Annotated in this window: 20 protein-coding genes; 10 read left to right on the top strand and 10 right to left on the bottom strand. The window is 46.7% G+C overall.

Going from position 1 to position 17,865, the window contains the following annotated elements; genetic code table 11:
• The first annotated feature begins 17 nt into the window (after positions 1-17).
• The 5 genes from H6G50_RS18320 (at position 18) to H6G50_RS18300 (ending at position 3,673) form a co-directional block, all read left to right on the top strand.
• Positions 18-605: a Uma2 family endonuclease gene (locus H6G50_RS18320; protein ID WP_190719425.1), complete on the top strand. Its 588-nt coding sequence runs from the start codon at positions 18-20 to the stop codon at positions 603-605.
• A 24-nt stretch (positions 606-629) separates the two neighbouring features.
• Complete coding sequence (locus H6G50_RS18315; protein WP_190719423.1) at positions 630-1,490, top strand: alpha/beta hydrolase; 861 nt, start codon at positions 630-632, stop codon at positions 1,488-1,490.
• A complete protein-coding gene (locus H6G50_RS18310; protein WP_242032887.1) occupies positions 1,429-2,811 on the top strand; it encodes a glycoside hydrolase family 3 N-terminal domain-containing protein in 1,383 nt (460 codons plus the stop codon). The genes H6G50_RS18315 and H6G50_RS18310 overlap by 62 nt, the downstream gene beginning before the upstream one ends.
• A gap of 401 nt (positions 2,812-3,212) precedes the next feature.
• Complete coding sequence (locus H6G50_RS18305) at positions 3,213-3,434, top strand: hypothetical protein (protein ID WP_190719421.1); 222 nt, start codon at positions 3,213-3,215, stop codon at positions 3,432-3,434.
• The gene (locus H6G50_RS18300) at positions 3,434-3,673 is read left to right on the top strand and encodes a type II toxin-antitoxin system HicA family toxin (protein WP_190719419.1); all 240 of its coding nucleotides are present in this window, start codon (positions 3,434-3,436) and stop codon (positions 3,671-3,673) included. The genes H6G50_RS18305 and H6G50_RS18300 overlap by 1 nt, the downstream gene beginning before the upstream one ends.
• 309 nt (positions 3,674-3,982) lie before the next feature.
• Here the strand turns inward: H6G50_RS18300 and H6G50_RS18295 are convergent, their stop codons facing one another.
• The 8 genes from H6G50_RS18295 to pruA all read right to left on the bottom strand — a co-directional run bounded on the left by H6G50_RS18295 (position 3,983) and on the right by pruA (position 11,440).
• Entirely contained in the window at positions 3,983-4,387 is a 405-nt protein-coding gene (locus H6G50_RS18295; RefSeq protein WP_190719418.1) for a PIN domain-containing protein, read from the bottom strand.
• 521 nt (positions 4,388-4,908) lie between these two features.
• Positions 4,909-5,145 carry a type II toxin-antitoxin system prevent-host-death family antitoxin gene (locus H6G50_RS18290; protein WP_190719416.1) on the bottom strand — a complete coding sequence of 79 codons (237 nt, stop codon included), beginning with the start codon at positions 5,143-5,145 and terminating at the stop codon, positions 4,909-4,911.
• 76 nt (positions 5,146-5,221) lie between these two features.
• On the bottom strand, positions 5,222-5,596 hold the full coding sequence (locus H6G50_RS18285; RefSeq protein ID WP_190719414.1) for a DUF433 domain-containing protein: 375 nt from the start codon (positions 5,594-5,596) through the stop codon (positions 5,222-5,224).
• 153 nt (positions 5,597-5,749) lie between these two features.
• Positions 5,750-6,031: a hypothetical protein gene (locus H6G50_RS18280; protein ID WP_190719412.1), complete on the bottom strand. Its 282-nt coding sequence runs from the start codon at positions 6,029-6,031 to the stop codon at positions 5,750-5,752.
• Between the two features lie 352 nt (positions 6,032-6,383).
• Positions 6,384-7,841 (bottom strand): HNH endonuclease, encoded by a 1,458-nt coding sequence (locus H6G50_RS18275; RefSeq protein WP_190719410.1) that lies wholly within the window; start codon positions 7,839-7,841, stop codon positions 6,384-6,386.
• Between the two features lie 137 nt (positions 7,842-7,978).
• Positions 7,979-8,200, bottom strand: coding sequence for a type II toxin-antitoxin system HicB family antitoxin (locus H6G50_RS18270; RefSeq protein WP_190719407.1), 222 nt, complete (start codon positions 8,198-8,200; stop codon positions 7,979-7,981).
• The gene (locus tag H6G50_RS18265; RefSeq protein WP_190719404.1) at positions 8,190-8,402 is read right to left on the bottom strand and encodes a type II toxin-antitoxin system HicA family toxin; all 213 of its coding nucleotides are present in this window, start codon (positions 8,400-8,402) and stop codon (positions 8,190-8,192) included. The genes H6G50_RS18270 and H6G50_RS18265 overlap by 11 nt, the downstream gene beginning before the upstream one ends.
• A 65-nt stretch (positions 8,403-8,467) precedes the next feature.
• Positions 8,468-11,440, bottom strand: coding sequence for an L-glutamate gamma-semialdehyde dehydrogenase (gene pruA, locus H6G50_RS18260; protein ID WP_190719402.1), 2,973 nt, complete (start codon positions 11,438-11,440; stop codon positions 8,468-8,470).
• A 647-nt stretch (positions 11,441-12,087) separates the two neighbouring features.
• Here pruA and H6G50_RS18250 point away from each other — a divergent pair.
• From H6G50_RS18250 to H6G50_RS18230, 5 genes are all read left to right on the top strand, one after another.
• Positions 12,088-12,963, top strand: coding sequence for an HAD family hydrolase (locus H6G50_RS18250; protein ID WP_190719399.1), 876 nt, complete (start codon positions 12,088-12,090; stop codon positions 12,961-12,963).
• 193 nt (positions 12,964-13,156) lie between these two features.
• The gene (locus H6G50_RS18245; RefSeq protein ID WP_190719397.1) at positions 13,157-14,746 is read left to right on the top strand and encodes a mechanosensitive ion channel domain-containing protein; all 1,590 of its coding nucleotides are present in this window, start codon (positions 13,157-13,159) and stop codon (positions 14,744-14,746) included.
• A 257-nt stretch (positions 14,747-15,003) separates the two neighbouring features.
• Positions 15,004-15,633 carry a glutathione binding-like protein gene (locus H6G50_RS18240; RefSeq protein ID WP_190719394.1) on the top strand — a complete coding sequence of 210 codons (630 nt, stop codon included), beginning with the start codon at positions 15,004-15,006 and terminating at the stop codon, positions 15,631-15,633.
• Positions 15,634-15,903: 270 nt separating this feature from the next.
• Entirely contained in the window at positions 15,904-16,230 is a 327-nt protein-coding gene (locus H6G50_RS18235) for a DUF2605 family protein (protein ID WP_190719391.1), read from the top strand.
• A 184-nt stretch (positions 16,231-16,414) separates the two neighbouring features.
• On the top strand, positions 16,415-16,702 hold the full coding sequence (locus H6G50_RS18230; RefSeq protein ID WP_190719388.1) for a DUF2973 domain-containing protein: 288 nt from the start codon (positions 16,415-16,417) through the stop codon (positions 16,700-16,702).
• Between the two features lie 255 nt (positions 16,703-16,957).
• On the opposite strand, the gene H6G50_RS18225 is transcribed toward H6G50_RS18230, so the two are convergent.
• Together H6G50_RS18225 and trxA are read right to left on the bottom strand one after the other, a co-directional pair.
• On the bottom strand, positions 16,958-17,353 hold the full coding sequence (locus H6G50_RS18225; RefSeq protein ID WP_190719385.1) for a thioredoxin domain-containing protein: 396 nt from the start codon (positions 17,351-17,353) through the stop codon (positions 16,958-16,960).
• 168 nt (positions 17,354-17,521) lie between these two features.
• Positions 17,522-17,845, bottom strand: coding sequence for a thioredoxin (gene trxA / locus H6G50_RS18220; protein ID WP_190719382.1), 324 nt, complete (start codon positions 17,843-17,845; stop codon positions 17,522-17,524).
• Positions 17,846-17,865 lie beyond the last annotated feature (20 nt).

Here is a 17,865-nt window from a genome sequence, read left to right as displayed (position 1 = left end):
AATTTTATAAAACGGATATGAACCTCGAACTCCTTGAAAAACAGGACAGTCAGACCGATAGGCATCTGATTCTAAACGATATTAATTGGCAACAATATATAGATCTCGATCGCGTCCTCGAAGATGTACCGGGGTTACGCCTCACCTATTGCCAAGAATTTCTAGAAATTATGATTCTTTCTCCCCAGCACGAGCGCGAGAAAACGATTATCGGTCGCCTTTTAGAAACTTACGCTTTAGCTCGGAATCTCGATCTTCACGGTTGCGGTTCGACAACCTACCGCAATGAGGCAGAAGCACGAGGATTGGAACCCGATGAATGTTACTGCGTGGGAGATTTAAAAAATATTCCCGATTTTGCGCTAGAAGTCATTGTAACGAGCGGTGGACTCAATAAATTGCAAGTTTATTTGGGGTTAGGCGTGAAGGAAGTTTGGTTTTGGCAGCAAGGAAAGTTTTCTCTTTATTGCTTACAAGGAGGAACTTATAATACCTCTGAAAAAAGTAAATTTTTACCCGATCTGGACTTGAATATTCTGGCGAATTTCGTACAACCCGATAATCAACCAACGGCAGTACGAGAATTTTTTAAAAGTTTGCAATGAGAGAAACATTCGGCATTCAGGAAAATGCAAGTTCCTTCTCCTTCTTTAATTTTAGTACGCGGTGTCGAGCATTATTACGAATGGATCGGCGATCGCACCCGCAATCTCCCCGTAATGATTTTTTTGCACGGTTGGGGAGGTTCCGCTCGTTATTGGCGTAATACCGCGATCGCGCTTTCGGATGAGTTTAATTGTTTGCTCTACGATTTACGCGGTTTTGGGCGTTCTCGTCTGCCGCAAACGCCTTTAGAATTGAGCTACGAACTGGAAGAATACGCCGAAGATTTAGCGGCGTTAATGGCAGAATTAAACCTCGATCGCGCCATCCTCAACGCGCATTCGATGGGCGCTTCCGTTGCCGTCTTATTCCTCAACTTATACCCGGAAAAGTGCGATCGCGCGATTCTCAATTGTACCGGCATTTTTGAGTACGACGAGAAAGCGTTTGCCGCCTTTTATCAGTTTGGCGGTTACGTGGTGAAATTCCGCTATAACTGGTTGATGAAAGTTCCGTTTACCGAGCAAATGTTTATGGCGCGGTTTTTACATCGCCCCATCCCCAAGCCGGATAAACGCGCTTTTTTAGAAGATTATCTTCTGGCCGATCGCGAAGCTGCCCTGGAAACGATTTTTACCTGCGTCAACCAAAGGGCGGTAGAAATTATGCCGGAAAAATTCAGCCGCTTACCCATGCCGACGCTGTTAATTAGCGGCGAGAAAGATAAGATTATTCCGCCAGAAATGGGCAGAAAAGCGGCGGAGTTGAACGAGAAGATCGAGTATTGCGAAATTCCTAAAACCGGGCATTTTCCCATGCTAGAAGATGCGGCGACATATTTGCGAAGCGTGCGGGAGTTTTTGGGTGTCGGACGCGCTTTGGTTTAAGTTGCGGCGGTTGGGGGGAATCCTGCTGCAAGTCCTACAACTACTGTATGCCGTGGTTTCGTTGGGGATTGCAGCCAATTGGCGATCGCCGCTGTGTGCCGGTATCCGTTGGGAAATTTTTTGGGCCATAGCTGCCCTAAGTTTAATTATTATCATAGCACAACTTGCACGCTTTTCAAGCCCCAATTTAAAAGCACGAATTTTAAAGATTTCGATCCTGGTTTTAACCGCAGCCGGACTCTCAATTTTGCTCGCTTTCACCGCCCAACTTCAATCCGAAAAACGAGCGGTTTTAAGCGCTGAAGCGTCACAAGTGGAACGATTAGGGGAACATTTCATCGTTGGCTATCGCAAGGTTGAGGAAGTGCGGGCGCTGGTGGAAAAACGCGCGATCGCGGGAATTTTCATAACCCGAAGAAACATTGAGGGCAAAACCAAAGCTGAAATTCAGCAAGAAATTCAAACCCTTCAAAATATCCGCAAACAACAGAACTTATCTCCCCTCTGGATTGCCACCGACCAAGAAGGCGGAATCGTCTCTCGTCTCTCGCCACCTCTCAGCAAGCTACCTCAACTTTCCGCTGCGATTGCCGAAGCCAAAACGCCCGCCCAGCAAGAAAAAGCTGCCTTCGATTATGCCACGCAGCAGGGCAAAGAATTAGCCGAATTAGGGATTAATCTAAACTTTGCGCCCGTCGTCGATCTTAACCATAAGATTATCAATCCGCGCGATCGCTTCTCCTTAATTTATCGCCGCGCCATTTCCCGCGATCGCGCCGTAGTTTCTCGCGCTGCCAAAAGCTATTGCGAGGGATTGTTGCAACAGAACGTCTATTGTACGCTCAAACATTTCCCCGGTTTAGGGAGAGTAACTGAAGATACTCATCTCAATAGTGCAGTTTTAGAAACCGCGATCGCGGAACTCGAAGCCGAAGATTGGGTTCCCTTCCGAGAAGTTTTGAAAAACAGCCCAGCCCTTACCATGCTCGGGCATCCCATCTTAGCGCAACTCGACCCCAACTATCCCGTTTCCTTCTCCTCAAAAGTGATTTCTGGGGTTTTGCGCGATCGATGGCAGCACGACGGAATTTTGATTACCGATGACTTTAGTATGTACGCCGTTTATCATAGCCGCTATGGTTTCAAAAACGCGACAATTTACGCTCTCAATGCGGGAGTCGATTTGATTCTAATTGCCTACGATAAAGACTTATATTATCCGGCGATGAAGGCATTGTTAGAAGCCCAGAAGCAGGGGAAGTTGAGCGAAGAGAAATTGCGACAAAGTGGGGCAAGATTGGAGGGGAAAACGCGGCTTTAGCAGTTAAAACTCCGTAGGGTGTGTTAGCGAAGCGTAACGCACCACTCTTCCATCAATGTATAGGTGAATGGCACTGACTTAAGAAAGAACAAATCGCCTGTAGAGACGTTGTATACAACGTCTCTACAGATTAATTTTGTAGCATGGAGCAGCACCCACCAGCCCTAAATCAGTACATTCATGTATAGGTCATCTAAAAAGGAGTTAAACCTGTCAAACTTTGTTTAAAATCGCTCCCAACAAACCGACGCTAATCCAGAGGGAACATTGTTGGAAGAGATTCGGCAACGCCTGGGTGGGTAATTAGAGCGAGGAACTTAAGTTATAATTAAGACACTCAAAATGTCAAATCTTTTCGTGACTTAGAGGCAATCAACTTGCTCCTGTTGTTGAAAAAATCAATGAATCAATTAAAGATAGTGATTGAAAAACATTCTGATGGATATGTTGCTTATCCCATTGGTGTTGTTGGTGCGATTGTCGGTCAAGGCAACACTTATGAGGAAGCTCTGTCAGATGTCAAATCGGCAATTGCTTGTTATATCGAGATATTTGGTAAAGAATTATTAGAAGAGATTCTCTCAGTTGAAGTATTCATTACTGAGGCAGGAGTCGCCCTTTAATGCCCAAGTTTCCAGTTGATGCACCTAAAAAGCGGGTTGTTAAAGCCTTTGAGCTATTAGGCTTCGAGATGATTCGAGAGCGAGAACATATTGTGATGCAACGCAAGAATGAAGATGGAACAGTTACGCCTTTAGTGATGCCAAATCACTCAGCGATTAAAAGTGGAACACTTCGAGCTATTTGTACGCAGGTTGGCCTGCCGAGAGAGGAGTTTTTAGATGCCTATAATCAAAGCTGAGAAAGGTGTATAAGAACTGCTAAGATTATTATGGGCAAGGCGATCGCGCAGGGATTTGCGTAGTGGTACGCGATCGCGATGTTGAACGAGTTCTTAAGGGAGAGCGATCGCGATTTTCGTAACTTAGGCTCTAAGGTGAAAGGTTGAAGCTGCCTCATTAAAAAGATATGCGTATCGAGCAAAATTCTCATTGACCCTCAAGGGATTCGCGTAGTGGCACGCGATCGCGATGTTGAATGAGTTCTTAAGGGAGAGCGATGACCTTTGCGTTCTGCTCTAAAATTGAAACTGCGCTGCGGCACTGAGGTATTAGCTAGCTGGCGGCAAGAGTCTAACAAACCCTTCCTGCTCAAAATGGCGATCTGTTGTCAATCCATCGGTTATCCCACACTGGCGCATCAGGATAAAGCTGACCGCATCGCATAAGGAATACCCCTTGTCCTGCCGAGCGACCAAAAGTTGCATCGCTTCTCGGTGCAGTTGCTCATCAACCCAGACCGTTTCAATATCTGGGTTGTCAACTAAATCAACTACAAACTCTAGAACCTTAGCTCGAGGGAGGCGGCGAATCAGTGCAAGAGCAACCAATTCAGCCAGGACATGACCGTGAGTCAAAAGCCCATTGCTTGAAGCATGGATAAGTTGTACGGCTTTCTCATGCTGCGGCTCATCGCGATGCAGGTAGCACAGCAAGCCTGATGTGTCTAAAAGCACAGCACAACTCCAGTTTTAATACTCATCGGCATACGCTTTTGCGAGGTCTGCATCAATGGCTTGGTTATCTATACCCGTTGCGTATCCTAAGCTGATTGCTCCTGCATGACTTCTGAACCTCTGCCGTGCCTGCTCTTGCTGCTCTAGAGACAGCCTCGTCCTGCCCTGCCTGCTGAGAACAGTAACTATCCACTCCGTTATAGAAATTCCCACCGAACTGGCTTTACGCTGTAGGTCGGCGTAGACCTCATCGCTGATTTCTAGAGTTAGCTGCTGACTCATAAACGGCTCCTAGGAAACGCGATCGACATGGCATCATTATAGCTTTCTTAGCGCTAGCTCTAGAAGCCGCCCGCTTTTGAACCTCCCCCAGAAAGTTTGAAACCGTCGAAGGGTTGCCGGGGAGAGCGATCGCGCAGGGATTTGCGTAGTGGCACGCGATCGCGATGCTACTACATGACACTCACTGAGTAGGCACGAACTGATGAACCACAAAAAGATATGCGTATCGAGCAAAATTCTCATTGACCCTCAAATACACTGAGAAGCTCTTCTGGCAAAGGAGCATCGAAATCATCTGGAACGGTAAACTCGCCTGCACATAAACCAAATGGTCGCAATTGTTTATTACTGGTAATAGGTCTAAGTTCCGCGATCGGTTTATTAGCCTGGGTAATGATAAGAACTTCACCAGCCTCGACACGCTGAAGATACTTTAATGGGTCACGCTGAATTTCATCAACAGTTACATTGACCATTGGATTACCTCGATATCCTGACAAATTTAATTCCAGCCAGAACAACTAATTTATTATACATGGTCGATTAAAAAGTTCATGCTTCTAGCTCATATCTAGCTTTCTGCGCTTGAAGTTTTGCCCAAAGAGCTTCTTGACCGGGCTGAGGAGATCTCTTTGCTGCACGAGCAAGGTGTTCGCGACTGCGCTCTTCCCAATATTGCCGATTTTCCTCAGCTTGTTTTAGAACCAGTTGATACTCTGCTTCAACTTCAGGGCGATTTGCTTCAATATAGGATAAAGCAACGTTAATCTGCTCCTCTGTTAGATCGAATAAGGAGCAAATAAATTTTGAAGGATATTGAGCCTTTAGATAGTCCATCACATCGTAGAGGGTGATACGAGTGCCAGAAATTGTCAGCCCTCGCTCTGTACGCATGATGACGGGTTGGTGATGGGATACTGAAGTCATATCCATAGTCTCCGAAGCCGCGTAGGAAATAGCACTATCGTAACTCATAAATCCGCGTGTTGAATGAGTTCTTAAGGGAGAGCGATCGCGATTTGCATAACTTAGGCTCTATACTGAAATGATGAAGCTGCCTCATCCAATATTCTAGTTGCTTTAACTCAAACCTAACTGTTTTTTCAAATCTGCCATTGAAACTCGTTTGTTTTCGTTTCGACGTTTAGCTAAAAATTCTATCAATTCTTTGTTTTCTGAAGTGGCTTTAACTTCTTCTTCAAAATCTTCACTGTCGCCGACATCAAAACCTTGCCAATTCTCAAGAGAGAACAATACGAATTGTTGACCGTCAGTTGTTTGTAGAATCAATCCTTCTTCTCGAACCGTTTCGAGTAAGTCGATTAGAAAACTTTGCGATTCTGAAATTGTAACGACTCTCATAATTTCCTCCGTTGACCGCGTACAAAGAGTTGATTTCCGCTCTTAAATCCAATTACCTCAATACTGACAATCTCCACTTGAGTTTCTACATTGTAAAAGACTCTATATTTCCCGATGCGTAGTTCCCACTCAGCCACCTCATTGGGTCGCATCTGAAAACGATTTCGAGTTTCTACAGTCGGTTCGTACTTGAGTTGAGTATCAATGCCCGATACGATTATCTGTTGCTCTGTCTTTCTGAAAGATTTCAGGTCTTCAATTGCATTTTCTGTGAACTCTATCTCATACATTGATAAGGCTGTTTTGTATGTCCCGTTTCTAAGTTCGCTTATCTACTCCCGCCAAAAGGTTGTTAGCTTGCTGATGACTGACTATTCTTGCACTTACTGAGAAAAGTTTCATGATGCTTAGTTAAAGCATTTCGATCGGGTACTGCGTTTCGATCCTGCGGTAAAATCAGTTTCCGACCAGCTAAATCTTGGTAACAGGTACTAGTAAGTTCAGGGGAAATTACAACACCATAGGTATCTGGTTGGATTGACATTAGATGTAAATCGAACAGAGTATGTATGTCAGCCCTGAGCGGTAAACCATTTGTTGGGTGATTAGTTTCAGCCCCTTGATAGGGAATTATATGGGCTGCTTCAATAGCTGATTCTACATCACAATTAGTTATTGGACATCGACCACCGTAAGATTTTAGTAACTTACGCCGAAATTCAGCTTGTCCCTGTCGCTGTACAATGGAGGCAGTTATCCGCCTCCTAGCATCTTCAAGAGTTTTAACATCAAAATACCCCTCAGATTCAATTTTTTGACGCTCAGCAGCCAATTCGGAGCTAGCAGAGTTTTGGTCAACTCGATCTGCTACAAACTCTAGCGTTGGAACACTCCACACTTTTACTAAACCACCTTCTTCGGTAAACGCAGTAGCATCTCCACTAGCCAAGAATTTCCCGTCAGCACTGAAATTCATGCTAATTGGCGACATGAAGTCTAAGTATTGCGCCTTTTCCCTACTTCTTAGGTTCCATATTTCAATCCCATTGTGTACTTCAAAAGCTAGAAGTTGACCAGTAGGATCGATTGCAAAGCATCGAGTATATTCAGACTGTTCAGCAAGGCTCTGCTGCAATTCTCCAGTTTGTACATTCCACACTTTGATACCACCGCCACCACTACTAATTAGACTGCCTCCATCTGGAGTAAAAGCAACTGTACCAATCTTGCTAGAGTGTCCCTCTAAAATATACAACTGTCTACCCGAATTGACATCCCATAATCTAACAGTATGGTCATTACTTCCACTAGCCAGAGTTTGCCCATCAGGACTGAAGGCAAGAGTATTTACTCTCAAATCGTGTCCGACAAAAGTGCGAACTAATTCCTTGCTATCAACTTTCCAAAGATAAATAGTTGTTTTTTGTCCATCAGCGGTTCGGTATTTACTTTCTCCTCCACTTGCAAGTAACTTATTGTCAGGACTAAACACGACTGAGTTAATCGGATCTTTGCGTTTTGCAAGCCTACAAATTAGGTCTTTTGTTTCTAAGTTCCAAAGGCAAACTGTCTTATCAAGACTACCGCTGGTCAAAATCCGATTATCAGAGCTAAGACTCAGAGAGAGTATGACATTTGTATGTTCTTCAAAAACATAATCTATTTCTTGAGTGTTCAAATTCCATAATAGAATTTTGCTGCCACTAACACTCGCTAACATTGCATTAGAAATAATTGGAACTCCATAAATCCAACTGGAATGTCCTCTTAGTTCAGCAACACATTTCCAAGCTTGGTTTAAATCGAACATAGCATTCAGATAGTAATTGCTTTTAAAAGTGAACAAGCAGCAACCATAACTCAGGATTTCGTCGAAACGTCAGAGTTCATAAGCTTTGTCTGCCTATTTTTGTACTGATACAGGAAGTCATCGCGCTATATGTTGTTTTACGCAACTTCATAAACGGTCGGTTCTGGCAAAGGTTCGTGGGTTGCTTCATAAGCCATAATCAAAGACTCTAAAGCTTCAATTCCATTGGCTGTTGCTTCTTCATACGAATCGCCGTGCGAGCGCCATCTCTGTCCGGGAAAGTCGGGAAATCCGACTAAAAAACAATTATCTTCTTCAGACCATTGAATCACCATCTGATACTTAAATTTATTGCTCATTTGCCCTTCCCTCAATTTCAGAAATCGCTTCTTCAACAGCTTTTTCCTGATAGCGTTTCGCGTCCGAACTATCTTTACCAGCAATTGTAAGCTTTCCCGCATATAACGGATGTACCCAGTTCGTATGACTTCCTTTACCGGGAAGTTCTGTAAACCCTGCTTTGCGAAGGATTTGTTTTAATTCTCGTACTTTTTTGGGCATACCTGATGCTTTGACTATCTCTGAGTAAACCTGTCAAGGGCGCATAACCTGCGCCCTCACTAAAACTACTCCGCCCCTTCAATCGGCGCAAAACCCTGACGCTGAATATTCTCCGTCACATGACGCGGTTCCAGGAATTGTAACAAATAATCCGGGCCACCCGCTTTTGAACCCACCCCAGACAGCTTGAAACCGCCGAAGGGTTGCCGGGAAACGATCGCGCCGGTAATGGTACGATTCACATACAAGTTCCCCACCTCAAACTCAGCATAGGCGCGCTGGATGTGCGAAGGCGTGCGAGAATACACCCCCCCAGTGAGGGCATAGTTGGTACTATTGGCAATCTCCAACGCTTCCTCAAAGTTTTTCGCTTTCATCACTGCCAAAACCGGGCCGAAAATTTCCTCTTTGGCGATGGTTGCATTGGGCGCAACATCGGTAAAAACGGTAGGCGAGATAAAATACCCCGTCTCCGGTATCGGCAGTTCTAGGGCGAGGGTAGCTTCCTGCTTGCCGATCGCGATATACTCCAAAATGCGATCGCGTGCTGCCTTATCCACTACCGGCCCAACCAGCGTACTCGGTTCTTCCGCAGCCCCGATATTCAAGGATTTCGTCGCTTCGATTAAACGCTCCACAAAAGCATCATATACCGGCTCCAACGCGATCGCGCGCGAACAAGCCGAACATTTCTGCCCCGTGTAGCCGAATGCCGAAGCCACAACCCCAGCCACCGCTTGGTCTAAATCCGCACTCTCATCGATAATAATCCCATTCTTACCGCCCATCTCTGCAATCACCCGCTTCAGGTGCTTCTGTCCGGGTTGCAACTTCGCCGCTTCTGCATAGATATGGCAGCCCACTTCCTGGGAACCCGTAAACGCAATTAAATGTACGTCCGGATGCGCCACCAAACGATTCCCCACCGTCGAACCTTTCCCCGGCACGTACTGAAATACACCCTTCGGGAAGCCCGCTGCAACGAGAATTTCGGCAATTTTGGCGGCAATCACCGAAGAAGGGGCAGCAGGCTTCAATAACGTGCAATTCCCGGCGACTAACGCCGCCACTGTCATCCCCGTTGCAATCGCCATCGGGAAATTCCAAGGCGAAATCACCACCGCCAAGCCGCGCGGTTGATAGAAATAGCGGTTCGTTTCCCCGGCGATATCGTACTGATAACCCGCATCCAACCGTTCCATCTCATCGGCGTAATAGCGGCAGAAATCAATCGCTTCCGATACCTCTGCATCCGCTTGCGGCAAAATTTTGCCCACTTCCACGCAAATCCAAGCGGAAAGTTCGTGACGGCGAGATGCCATGATATCGGCAGCAGTGCGAAGGATAGCGGCGCGTTCGGAGGCAGGGGTTTTCTGCCATGCGGGAAACGCTGCTTTTGCCGCTGCGATCGCTTCTTCTGCCTGTTCGAGGGAAATTTGTCCGACTTTACCGACAACTTCCGCCGGATTGGAGGGATTGAGGGAGTCTAAAAAGGATTCAGTTTGGATGTATTCGCCGTTAATCAGGGGTAAATAGGTTTTACCGAGGGAATTGCGAACGCTAGCTAAGGCTTCCTGGGCTTGGCGGCGCACGTCAACTTCGGCGTAGTTAGTATCGGCGGCGTTAGGGAAAGGGGATTTAGCGATTAACGGTTGTTCGGTTTCAACTTTCGGCGGGGCGATGAGTTCTTCGATGGAAACTTCGGCTGCATTTTGTCGCAAGAAAGAGGAATTAGCCGTATTTTCGAGCAAACGGCGAATTAAGTAGGACATTCCCGGTAATAAGTCGCCGTAAGGGGCATAAACCCGAACCCGATAGCCGCGTTTGACTAAGGCTTGCGCGAGGCGATCGCCCATCCCGTACAATACTTGCATCTCAAAGCGACGGCGGGGAATCTGCAAGGTTTCGGCGATGGCGGCGGCTTTGGCTTGGGTGCGGACGTTATGGGAACCGATAGCAGCGTACAGGAATTCGTGATTTTCCAGCAAAAGCTGCATTAATCGCTCGTAGTTGGCATCTGTCGCTACTTTTTGATTGAAAACGGGCTGTTTCCAGTCGTGTTGAATAGCTTTAATCGTTTCTTGATCCCAGTATGCCCCTTTGACCAAACGGATTGTTACCGGCGTGCCGCGTTTTTTCGCCCAAGCGATTAAATCTTGTAAGTCTGCGTAGGAGTCGCGCAGATAGCCTTGTATCGTCATCCCGATATCGCTGCGATCGCGAAACTCTTCCTCCATCAACAAATCTTTTAAGATCGCAAGGGTGAGATCTTTATACTCATATTGTTCCATATCGAAGTGAATCGCGGCTCCCACTTCCTTCGCCCGACGCAGTAAGGGGCGGATGCGATCGCAGACTTTTTCCTGACTGCCTTGAGGATCGAGCGGGTCGAATTGCGAGTAAAATGCGGTTAACTTCACCGAAACCTGCACCTTCGGCAAAACTTCCCCATCCGCCTCATCAATCTGGGGAATATTACCCCAACTCTTCGCCGCCTGACTCAGCGCTTCGATTAACTCCAGATATCGCTGCTGGTAGCGTTGTGCTTCTGCCTCCGCAATCACCGCCTCGCCCAATAAATCGATGGTAAAGGCAAGCTTTTCTTTACGCAAACGCTCGATGGTTTTAATCGTTTTGGGGATATTTTCGCCCGCGATGTACTTATAGGCGAGGGTTTTCACCGATTGTTCTACCGTCGTCGCGGCGAGTTGCGCGGGGGGAGAACTCGCATCGGCGAAATTGAGCATATTTTTGAGCATTCCCGGCAATTCCACCGATTTATCGCTGAGATACTCCTGGAAATGCCGCGCGATTTCCGCTTTACTGCGCAATGCGGGCAAACAATCGATAAAACTAAACAACTGATAGCGCAATCCCGGATTCGCCATCGCCCAATCGAGTAGTTTCTCCTCCAAACGCATCGTATCGCGCATTTGGCTGAAGAGCGATCGCTTCTCTCGCGTCGCCGCAATTAATTCTTTCGCGATTTGTTGGGTTTTCGCTTCGTAATCTCGATTCATGGCAACATCAGCAACCATCTTTTCTCCTCCGTTTCGGCACAATGCTAATCGACAAACTTATTAATCTACCTCTATTGTCCGAGTTTTAGCCACGGGAAGGGGGAAAACTTTTGAAAGGGTTTAGAGTTGGATTGAACCAGCGGTAAGCTAGGGCGGGCTAAGAGGTTAGAGTTTGTGGGGGCGAGAATTTTCGGGGAAGCTTGTCAAGATTTCTTGATATAAGAAGGAGGAAGCACGAACGGAAGCATCGTTTCACATTCAACACTTCAACCACTATCGCTCAAAGCTTTAACCTTTTGCATCTCTTTTTCCGCATCCGGTAATTTCTGTCCGTATTGTTGGGCAGTTTCTAGCCAGAGTTTGGAGACAATTTCCAGTTCTGCCAAAGTTTCTAATAACGTTTATCCTCGAACCAAACATCCTTTCAAAGCTGGAATTTCCGCAACATAGCCACCTCATCGCAAGGATAAATAATAATGGGATATTTCATAATGTTTTTCTTTCTTGCTTCAATTTTCTAATGAGAGGTATAAAAATTGAAATTAGATGGGTAGGGGCGAATGGCATTCGCCCGCGCAGTGTACTCACGCAAACAAAAAATGCTAAGGGTTCGTTGACCAAAAAATGGTAAAATAAGGGATTGAAGTTACTTTAAGTATTTCGTCATGACCGATCGCTCGACTTTCCCCTTCCGCAATCGGATCGCGATTGCCTTCGACTTTGACGAAACGCTAATTCCGCAGGATAGTTTCGATGCCATTTTAACGCGATTTGCGATCGACAAAGAGGAATTCGATCGCCAAAAAATGCAACCTTTGCTCGATAACGACTGGGAAAAGTATTTAGCTAGCGCGTATTGCTTAACAAAAATCTCTCAGCAACGCCCAGAAAAAGAAAGAATTACGCGAGAAAAGTTAGCCGAAGTCGGACAAAACCTGAAGCCCATTGATGGCATCCCTGAAATGTTCGAGCGCTTGCGAGATTGTGCCGCTCGCATCGACACCGAGTTAGAAATAGAATTTTACCTCATTACAGGCGGCTTTGTCGAACTTGCCCGCAATAATCGAATCGCACCAAACTTCAAACGGATGTGGGGGTGCGAGTTTTCCTATAATTCGGCTGGAGAGATCGATTTTATCAAACAGCAGATGACTCATGTCGAAAAAACGCGCTATCTCTTCAACATTTCTCAAGGAATCGACCGCACCGAAGATAAAGATTTAATCTACAACTATCGCGACTTCTCTGCTGAAAATTTGCACGTCCCCCTCGACCAAGCAATCTATGTCGGGGATGGGACTTCTGACGTGCCTTGTTTCGCGGTGATGAATGAATACAACGGCTTTGCGCTTGGCATTTACAAGTCCCATCACCGCCCCGAAGAATGGGAACATCACGCTCAAATCACCCCCCATCAAAAGGTTGCTAACCTCGCCCCTGCTGATTATCGGGAAAACTCAGAACTGATGCGTTCTTTACAACTCTGCATTGAAAGCATTGGCAAAAAAATTGCGTTGCGAAAACTCAGTATTGGAGAATAAGAATACCAACACTTAAACGCCACTTAATGGTGCAAAAGTTTTTACGCCGGGTGAGCGCGATTGTTCGCCCGTTTCTACTGTAACCTATAACCTGTAAAAGGACGCAAAGTAGAGGTGCTTTAGCCTGCTGAGAAAGAACGCACGCTTCTGCTGTAACCTGTAACCTGTAACCTGTTCCCTCTTTCCGCCTCGCATGAGACTCATCGGTCTTCTCCTCAGTACGATAGCCCTTATTCTGGCAATCGCCTCAAATCCTCTACCCGCCTTCGCCCAAGCGAGGACAGCACCGATTATCTTGGATGGAAATGTACTTTTCAATGTGACGGAATCGGGAAACTTCACCGCACAACAGCGGGCGACGGAAATCAATCAATCTCTCGCCCGCGTCGTTGCCCGAGACGAAGCACCCGTCGTCACCCTCGAACGAGTGGGAGAAATCCCCGTTATCAAAGTCAACGATACCTACCTCCTTTCTATCACCTCCGCCGATATTCCCGATGGTGGCGATTTACAAGCGAGGGCAGGGGAATGGGCGCGAACTATTGATAAAGCGCTGGAACGCGCGCGCTACGAACGAACGCCGGAGTATTTCAATGGTGCAGTTCTTCGGGCTGTTATTGCTGCGGTGGCGGGGAGTTTGCTTAGCCTATTGTTAGGGCAGCTTTGGCAGCGCTGGCAAAATTTTCTGATGTTGCGGCGAGGCGAATCCCAAGGGAATAGTCCCAGCACTGCCGATCGCAGCGACAAGAATATTTTAGCCTTAATTGCCCGCATTTTACTTGCCGTTCTTCGCATCGCGATCGCGCTAGCCCTCTTCTTCTACATCACCCGCCTCTTCCCCCAAACCCGACAGTTTAGCCGCACCCTTATCGATACCCTCGGGGTGGCCCTCACTTCCGATTTATTCCCTTTAGGGAACAAATCATTTTCAATTTTAGATCTGCTGCGTTTATTGGGGTTAATCGGCTTGTTGATTCTGGGGGCAAGCAACTTCCGCCAAATCTTGCGCGTTCGCGTTCTCAGTTTAACCGGACTCAGCCGCGCCGCCCAAGAAACCATCGCCAGCATCAGTCAATATTTGACGATTTTTATCGGCACGATTGTTGTTATTCAACTGTGGGGTTTAGAACTCAGTTCTCTTAACGTTTTTGCGGGCGTATTGGGCGTGGGAGTCGGCTTAGGATTGCAAGGAATTGCTAAAGAATTTATCAGCGGACTTGCCCTTATTTTCGAGCGTCCGATTCAAATTGGCGATTTTATTGAAGTGGGGGAATTAATGGGTACGGTGGAACATATTAACGCTCGCAGTACCACCATTGTTACCCTCGATCGCGTTTCTGTCATCGTTCCGAACTCCCGCTTTCTCGAATCGGAGGTGATTAACTGGACGCATCGCAGTCCCATTTCTCGCCTCAAAATTCCGGTTGGTGTTGCTTACGGTTCCCCTGTCGAAACCGTGCGCGAAATTCTCCTCGCCGCCGCTAAGGAGCATTCTGAAGTTCTCTCCCAACCCGCGCCGATAGTCTTCTTTAAAGCATTTGGCGATAGCGCCCTCCAATTTCAACTGTTGGTATGGATTCGCGAGCCAACTCAGCAATTTCGCATCAAAAGCGACCTCTATTTTCTCATCGAACGTCATTTCCGCGATCGCGCGATCGAAATTCCCTTCCCCCAACGAGATCTTAACCTCCGCTCGGGCAGCATTCCCCTCGACCTTTCCCCCGAACTCTCCGAAACCCTCCATCAACTCTCTCAGCGCCTCGACCGATGGATGGAAAAATGAATAATGAATAATTAATAATGAATAATGAATGGGGTAATTATGTATGATGAGTGATGAATGATAAATTACGCCTAATGTGCATTAGAAGCCGAAAATCCCATTTTACTGTTCTTTCTCCCCTCTCCCAGGGTTGGGAGAGGGGCCGGGGGTGAGGGCAGTTAATGCTTTTGGATAATTCACATCAGACGTAAATTACGAATTACGAATTACGAATTACGAACTACGAACTACGAATTACGAATTACGAATTAAAAACGATGCTCGAACTCTACTACTGGCCCACACCTAACGGTCACAAGATCGCGATTTTCCTCGAAGAAGCAGGACTCGAATATCGCATTTTCCCAGTCGATATTCGAGCAGGAGACCAGTTCAAACCGGATTTCCTAAAAATCTCGCCTAACAACCGAATGCCAGCGATTGTAGACCCCAATCCGACCGATGGCGGCGAACCAATTTCAATTTTTGAGTCCGGTGCAATTCTACTTTACCTTGCTGAAAAAACCGGCTCTTTTCTCCCCCAAGACGCGCGCGGGCGGAAAACGGTAATGGAATGGTTATTCTGGCAAGTAGGCGGATTGGGACCAATGGCGGGACAGAACCATCACTTCGTTCAGTACGCGCCCGAACAAATCCCTTACGCCATTACCCGCTACGTCAACGAAACCCATCGACTCTACGGCGTACTCGACAAGCAATTGCAAGGACGCGATTATCTTGCCGGGGACTATTCAATCGCGGATATGGCTTGTTACCCTTGGATTGTCCCCCACGAGAAACAGCGCCAAAACCTCGAAGAGTTTCCCAACCTACAACGCTGGTTTAACGCTATCAAAGAGCGCCCCGCCGTTATCGCCGCCTACGAACGCGCCAAGGACTACCGTTAATTGCTAGTACATTGACAAGCTTAAAACTGGAGGTCAAATTCTTCTCCCCGTCCCCCCGTCCGCCCTCATAATTCATCACTCACCACTCACCATTCATAATTCATCACTCATCATTCATAATTCACCATTCCCCCCTCACCCCGTCACCCCGTCCCCCCTCACCTGCCTCGAAGTCGAATGTTGCTCGCTGGCTATTGAACCCGCTACACTCAAAGTTATTCGGCAAGTTGCCGGACTACAAGGAAATATCGAGATTGGGTGAGATTTATCGTGTCTTCAAATGAGTCGCCGGAAAAAGAATTGTTGGGAACGGTGTTAGGTCCGCTGTTGGAGGATTTTCAGTATTGGTTTGCGCGATCGCGAACTTTGTTAGAATCTGAGAAGATAGATTTTCTTTCGTCGGAAGAACAAGCCGATCTGCTCGCACGGATTAAGACAGCCCAACAGGAGGTCAGCGCTGCTCAACTCCTGTTTCGAGGAATGGATGGCAATGCTGGAATTGAAGTGGCAACCTTAATGCCGTGGCACAATTTGCTCGGTCAATGTTGGCGCGTAGCGATGCGCTGGCGCTCTTCTAAGGAGCAAAATCGCGACTGAGAGGCAGCCGCCAACAGAGCCGCAACTCTTTCTTGTTGAAGAATTTTCTGGCAAGATTGAGGGGACTTCTGATAATCTTTGAGAATCGGGTTAAACGCGATCGACCTGCACATCAGTGTCAGCTTTTTCTAGAACTTGTATTAAATCCTAAATATTCACCAGTTCGTCCAAAGGAATCCTCGCAATGTTACATTTACTTTACATTTTGGCCTTTACGGTTATTGCCTTTTTCGCGATCGGGAATTTAATTCGCAGTTTAATTACCTTAAGCGTCGAGTCTCAGCGCCGCTACTCCTCCCCAAGCCCCTTCTCCTCCCAGCACAGAACGGTTCCCCATCCCGAACTCTTAGACGAACGCGGTAACCCCATTAACGAACCGCTTCTGGTGGTTCGTTCTGAAAGTGTTGAAGATGCGCGCGCTCGCTTGGACGCGCTCTATAATGCCTCGCCCAGCAAGCCCAGCGAACAATAACAAAGAAATTAATTGAAAGCGAGGAGGACTGCACTCACTATCAAGCAAGTCAGTAGATTGACTCTCCCCAGCCTTTAGGTATGGGGATTCTTCGTTCGTAGAGCCAACTTGCAAGGGCAGGATTGCTCCAATTCAGAGTAAGAGGTTGAATTTCAAAGGAGCGTTCGCCTCGACTGCGACTCGTGCCGCAGCGTGAATTCCGGGGGGTAAACCGAGTTGTCAATTTAGCCCACATCTGCCGATTTAGATGTTGAGTTATGGGCTTAAAGATAACGTTTCCAAAGTTTGCTCTATATTGCTTTTTTCTATTATTTTCTCTAATCGAGCCACCTCCTTGCCCCGCTTAAATACCATTATGGCGGGAAGAGTGTGAATTCTATATCGGCTAGGAGTATCGAGATTTTGATCTACGTCTAATTTCACCACTTTGATTCGTTCGACATATTTTACTGACAACTCTTCCACAATTTTCCCCACCTCCAGACTGGGGGCAGACCAAGGGGCAAAAAAGTTAACTAATACAGGCTGGTCGCTTTTGAGAACTTCTCCATCAAAGCTGAAATCTGAAACGGCAAATACTAATGACATGATTAACCTTCCTAATTTTTCCGATTGATTGAGGCGGACTTTACCAGAACTCATTGCTGCCATTTGGCAGCTAGCTTCAGCAACTAGAGTAGCAAACTTTAGGCGGCTAGCGCTGTCTTTTTACACATCTAAAAGTCAGCCCTTCGCCGGTTATTTTCCCCGGTCGCGAGCGGACGTTTAAGACATCTATCTCTCAAACGTCCACTCTTAGCGAGATGTTGAGTTATGGGCTTACAAATACTTTTCCAAAGTTGTAGATAGAGTGGATTTCGGTACCGCTCCCACTACTGTATCAACCCGCTCGCCGTCCTTAAATACAATTAGGGTAGGAAGGCTGCGAATTCCATATTGGCTAGGAGTATTGGGATTTTGATCTGTGTCCAATTTCACCACCTTAATTTGTCCGGCATATTGTTCTGCCACCTCTTCTACAATTGGCCCCACCATCCGACAGGGGCCGCACCAAGGAGCCCAAAAGTCAACTAATACAGGCAGTTCGCTTTTGAGGACTTCTTGCTCAAAGTTGGCATCTGAAACGGCGATCGCTAATGACATGATTAACCTTCCTAATTTTT

It is taken from the genome of Oscillatoria sp. FACHB-1406 (assembly GCF_014698145.1).
GTDB lineage: Bacteria > Cyanobacteriota > Cyanobacteriia > Cyanobacteriales > Spirulinaceae > FACHB-1406.
The sequence above is the reverse complement of the archived record's forward strand: the minus strand, read 5'-3'. Positions and strand labels throughout refer to the sequence as shown.

Bases quoted from the DNA above. Each gene is read 5' to 3' on its own strand.
- H6G50_RS18320 (WP_190719425.1), top strand. From the start codon at position 18: ATGAACCTCGAACTCCTTGAAAAACAGGACAGTCAGACCGATAGGCAT.
- H6G50_RS18315 (WP_190719423.1), top strand. From the start codon at position 630: ATGCAAGTTCCTTCTCCTTCTTTAATTTTAGTACGCGGTGTCGAGCAT.
- H6G50_RS18310 (WP_242032887.1), top strand. From the start codon at position 1,429: ATGCGGCGACATATTTGCGAAGCGTGCGGGAGTTTTTGGGTGTCGGAC.
- H6G50_RS18305 (WP_190719421.1), top strand. From the start codon at position 3,213: ATGAATCAATTAAAGATAGTGATTGAAAAACATTCTGATGGATATGTT.
- H6G50_RS18300 (WP_190719419.1), top strand. From the start codon at position 3,434: ATGCCCAAGTTTCCAGTTGATGCACCTAAAAAGCGGGTTGTTAAAGCC.
- H6G50_RS18290 (WP_190719416.1), bottom strand. From the start codon at position 5,145: ATGGTCAATGTAACTGTTGATGAAATTCAGCGTGACCCATTAAAGTAT.
- H6G50_RS18285 (WP_190719414.1), bottom strand. From the start codon at position 5,596: ATGACTTCAGTATCCCATCACCAACCCGTCATCATGCGTACAGAGCGA.
- H6G50_RS18280 (WP_190719412.1), bottom strand. From the start codon at position 6,031: ATGAGAGTCGTTACAATTTCAGAATCGCAAAGTTTTCTAATCGACTTA.
- H6G50_RS18275 (WP_190719410.1), bottom strand. From the start codon at position 7,841: ATGTTCGATTTAAACCAAGCTTGGAAATGTGTTGCTGAACTAAGAGGA.
- H6G50_RS18270 (WP_190719407.1), bottom strand. From the start codon at position 8,200: ATGAGCAATAAATTTAAGTATCAGATGGTGATTCAATGGTCTGAAGAA.
- H6G50_RS18265 (WP_190719404.1), bottom strand. From the start codon at position 8,402: ATGCCCAAAAAAGTACGAGAATTAAAACAAATCCTTCGCAAAGCAGGG.
- pruA (WP_190719402.1), bottom strand. From the start codon at position 11,440: ATGGTTGCTGATGTTGCCATGAATCGAGATTACGAAGCGAAAACCCAA.
- H6G50_RS18250 (WP_190719399.1), top strand. From the start codon at position 12,088: ATGACCGATCGCTCGACTTTCCCCTTCCGCAATCGGATCGCGATTGCC.
- H6G50_RS18245 (WP_190719397.1), top strand. From the start codon at position 13,157: ATGAGACTCATCGGTCTTCTCCTCAGTACGATAGCCCTTATTCTGGCA.
- H6G50_RS18240 (WP_190719394.1), top strand. From the start codon at position 15,004: ATGCTCGAACTCTACTACTGGCCCACACCTAACGGTCACAAGATCGCG.
- H6G50_RS18230 (WP_190719388.1), top strand. From the start codon at position 16,415: ATGTTACATTTACTTTACATTTTGGCCTTTACGGTTATTGCCTTTTTC.
- H6G50_RS18225 (WP_190719385.1), bottom strand. From the start codon at position 17,353: ATGGCAGCAATGAGTTCTGGTAAAGTCCGCCTCAATCAATCGGAAAAA.
- trxA (WP_190719382.1), bottom strand. From the start codon at position 17,845: ATGTCATTAGCGATCGCCGTTTCAGATGCCAACTTTGAGCAAGAAGTC.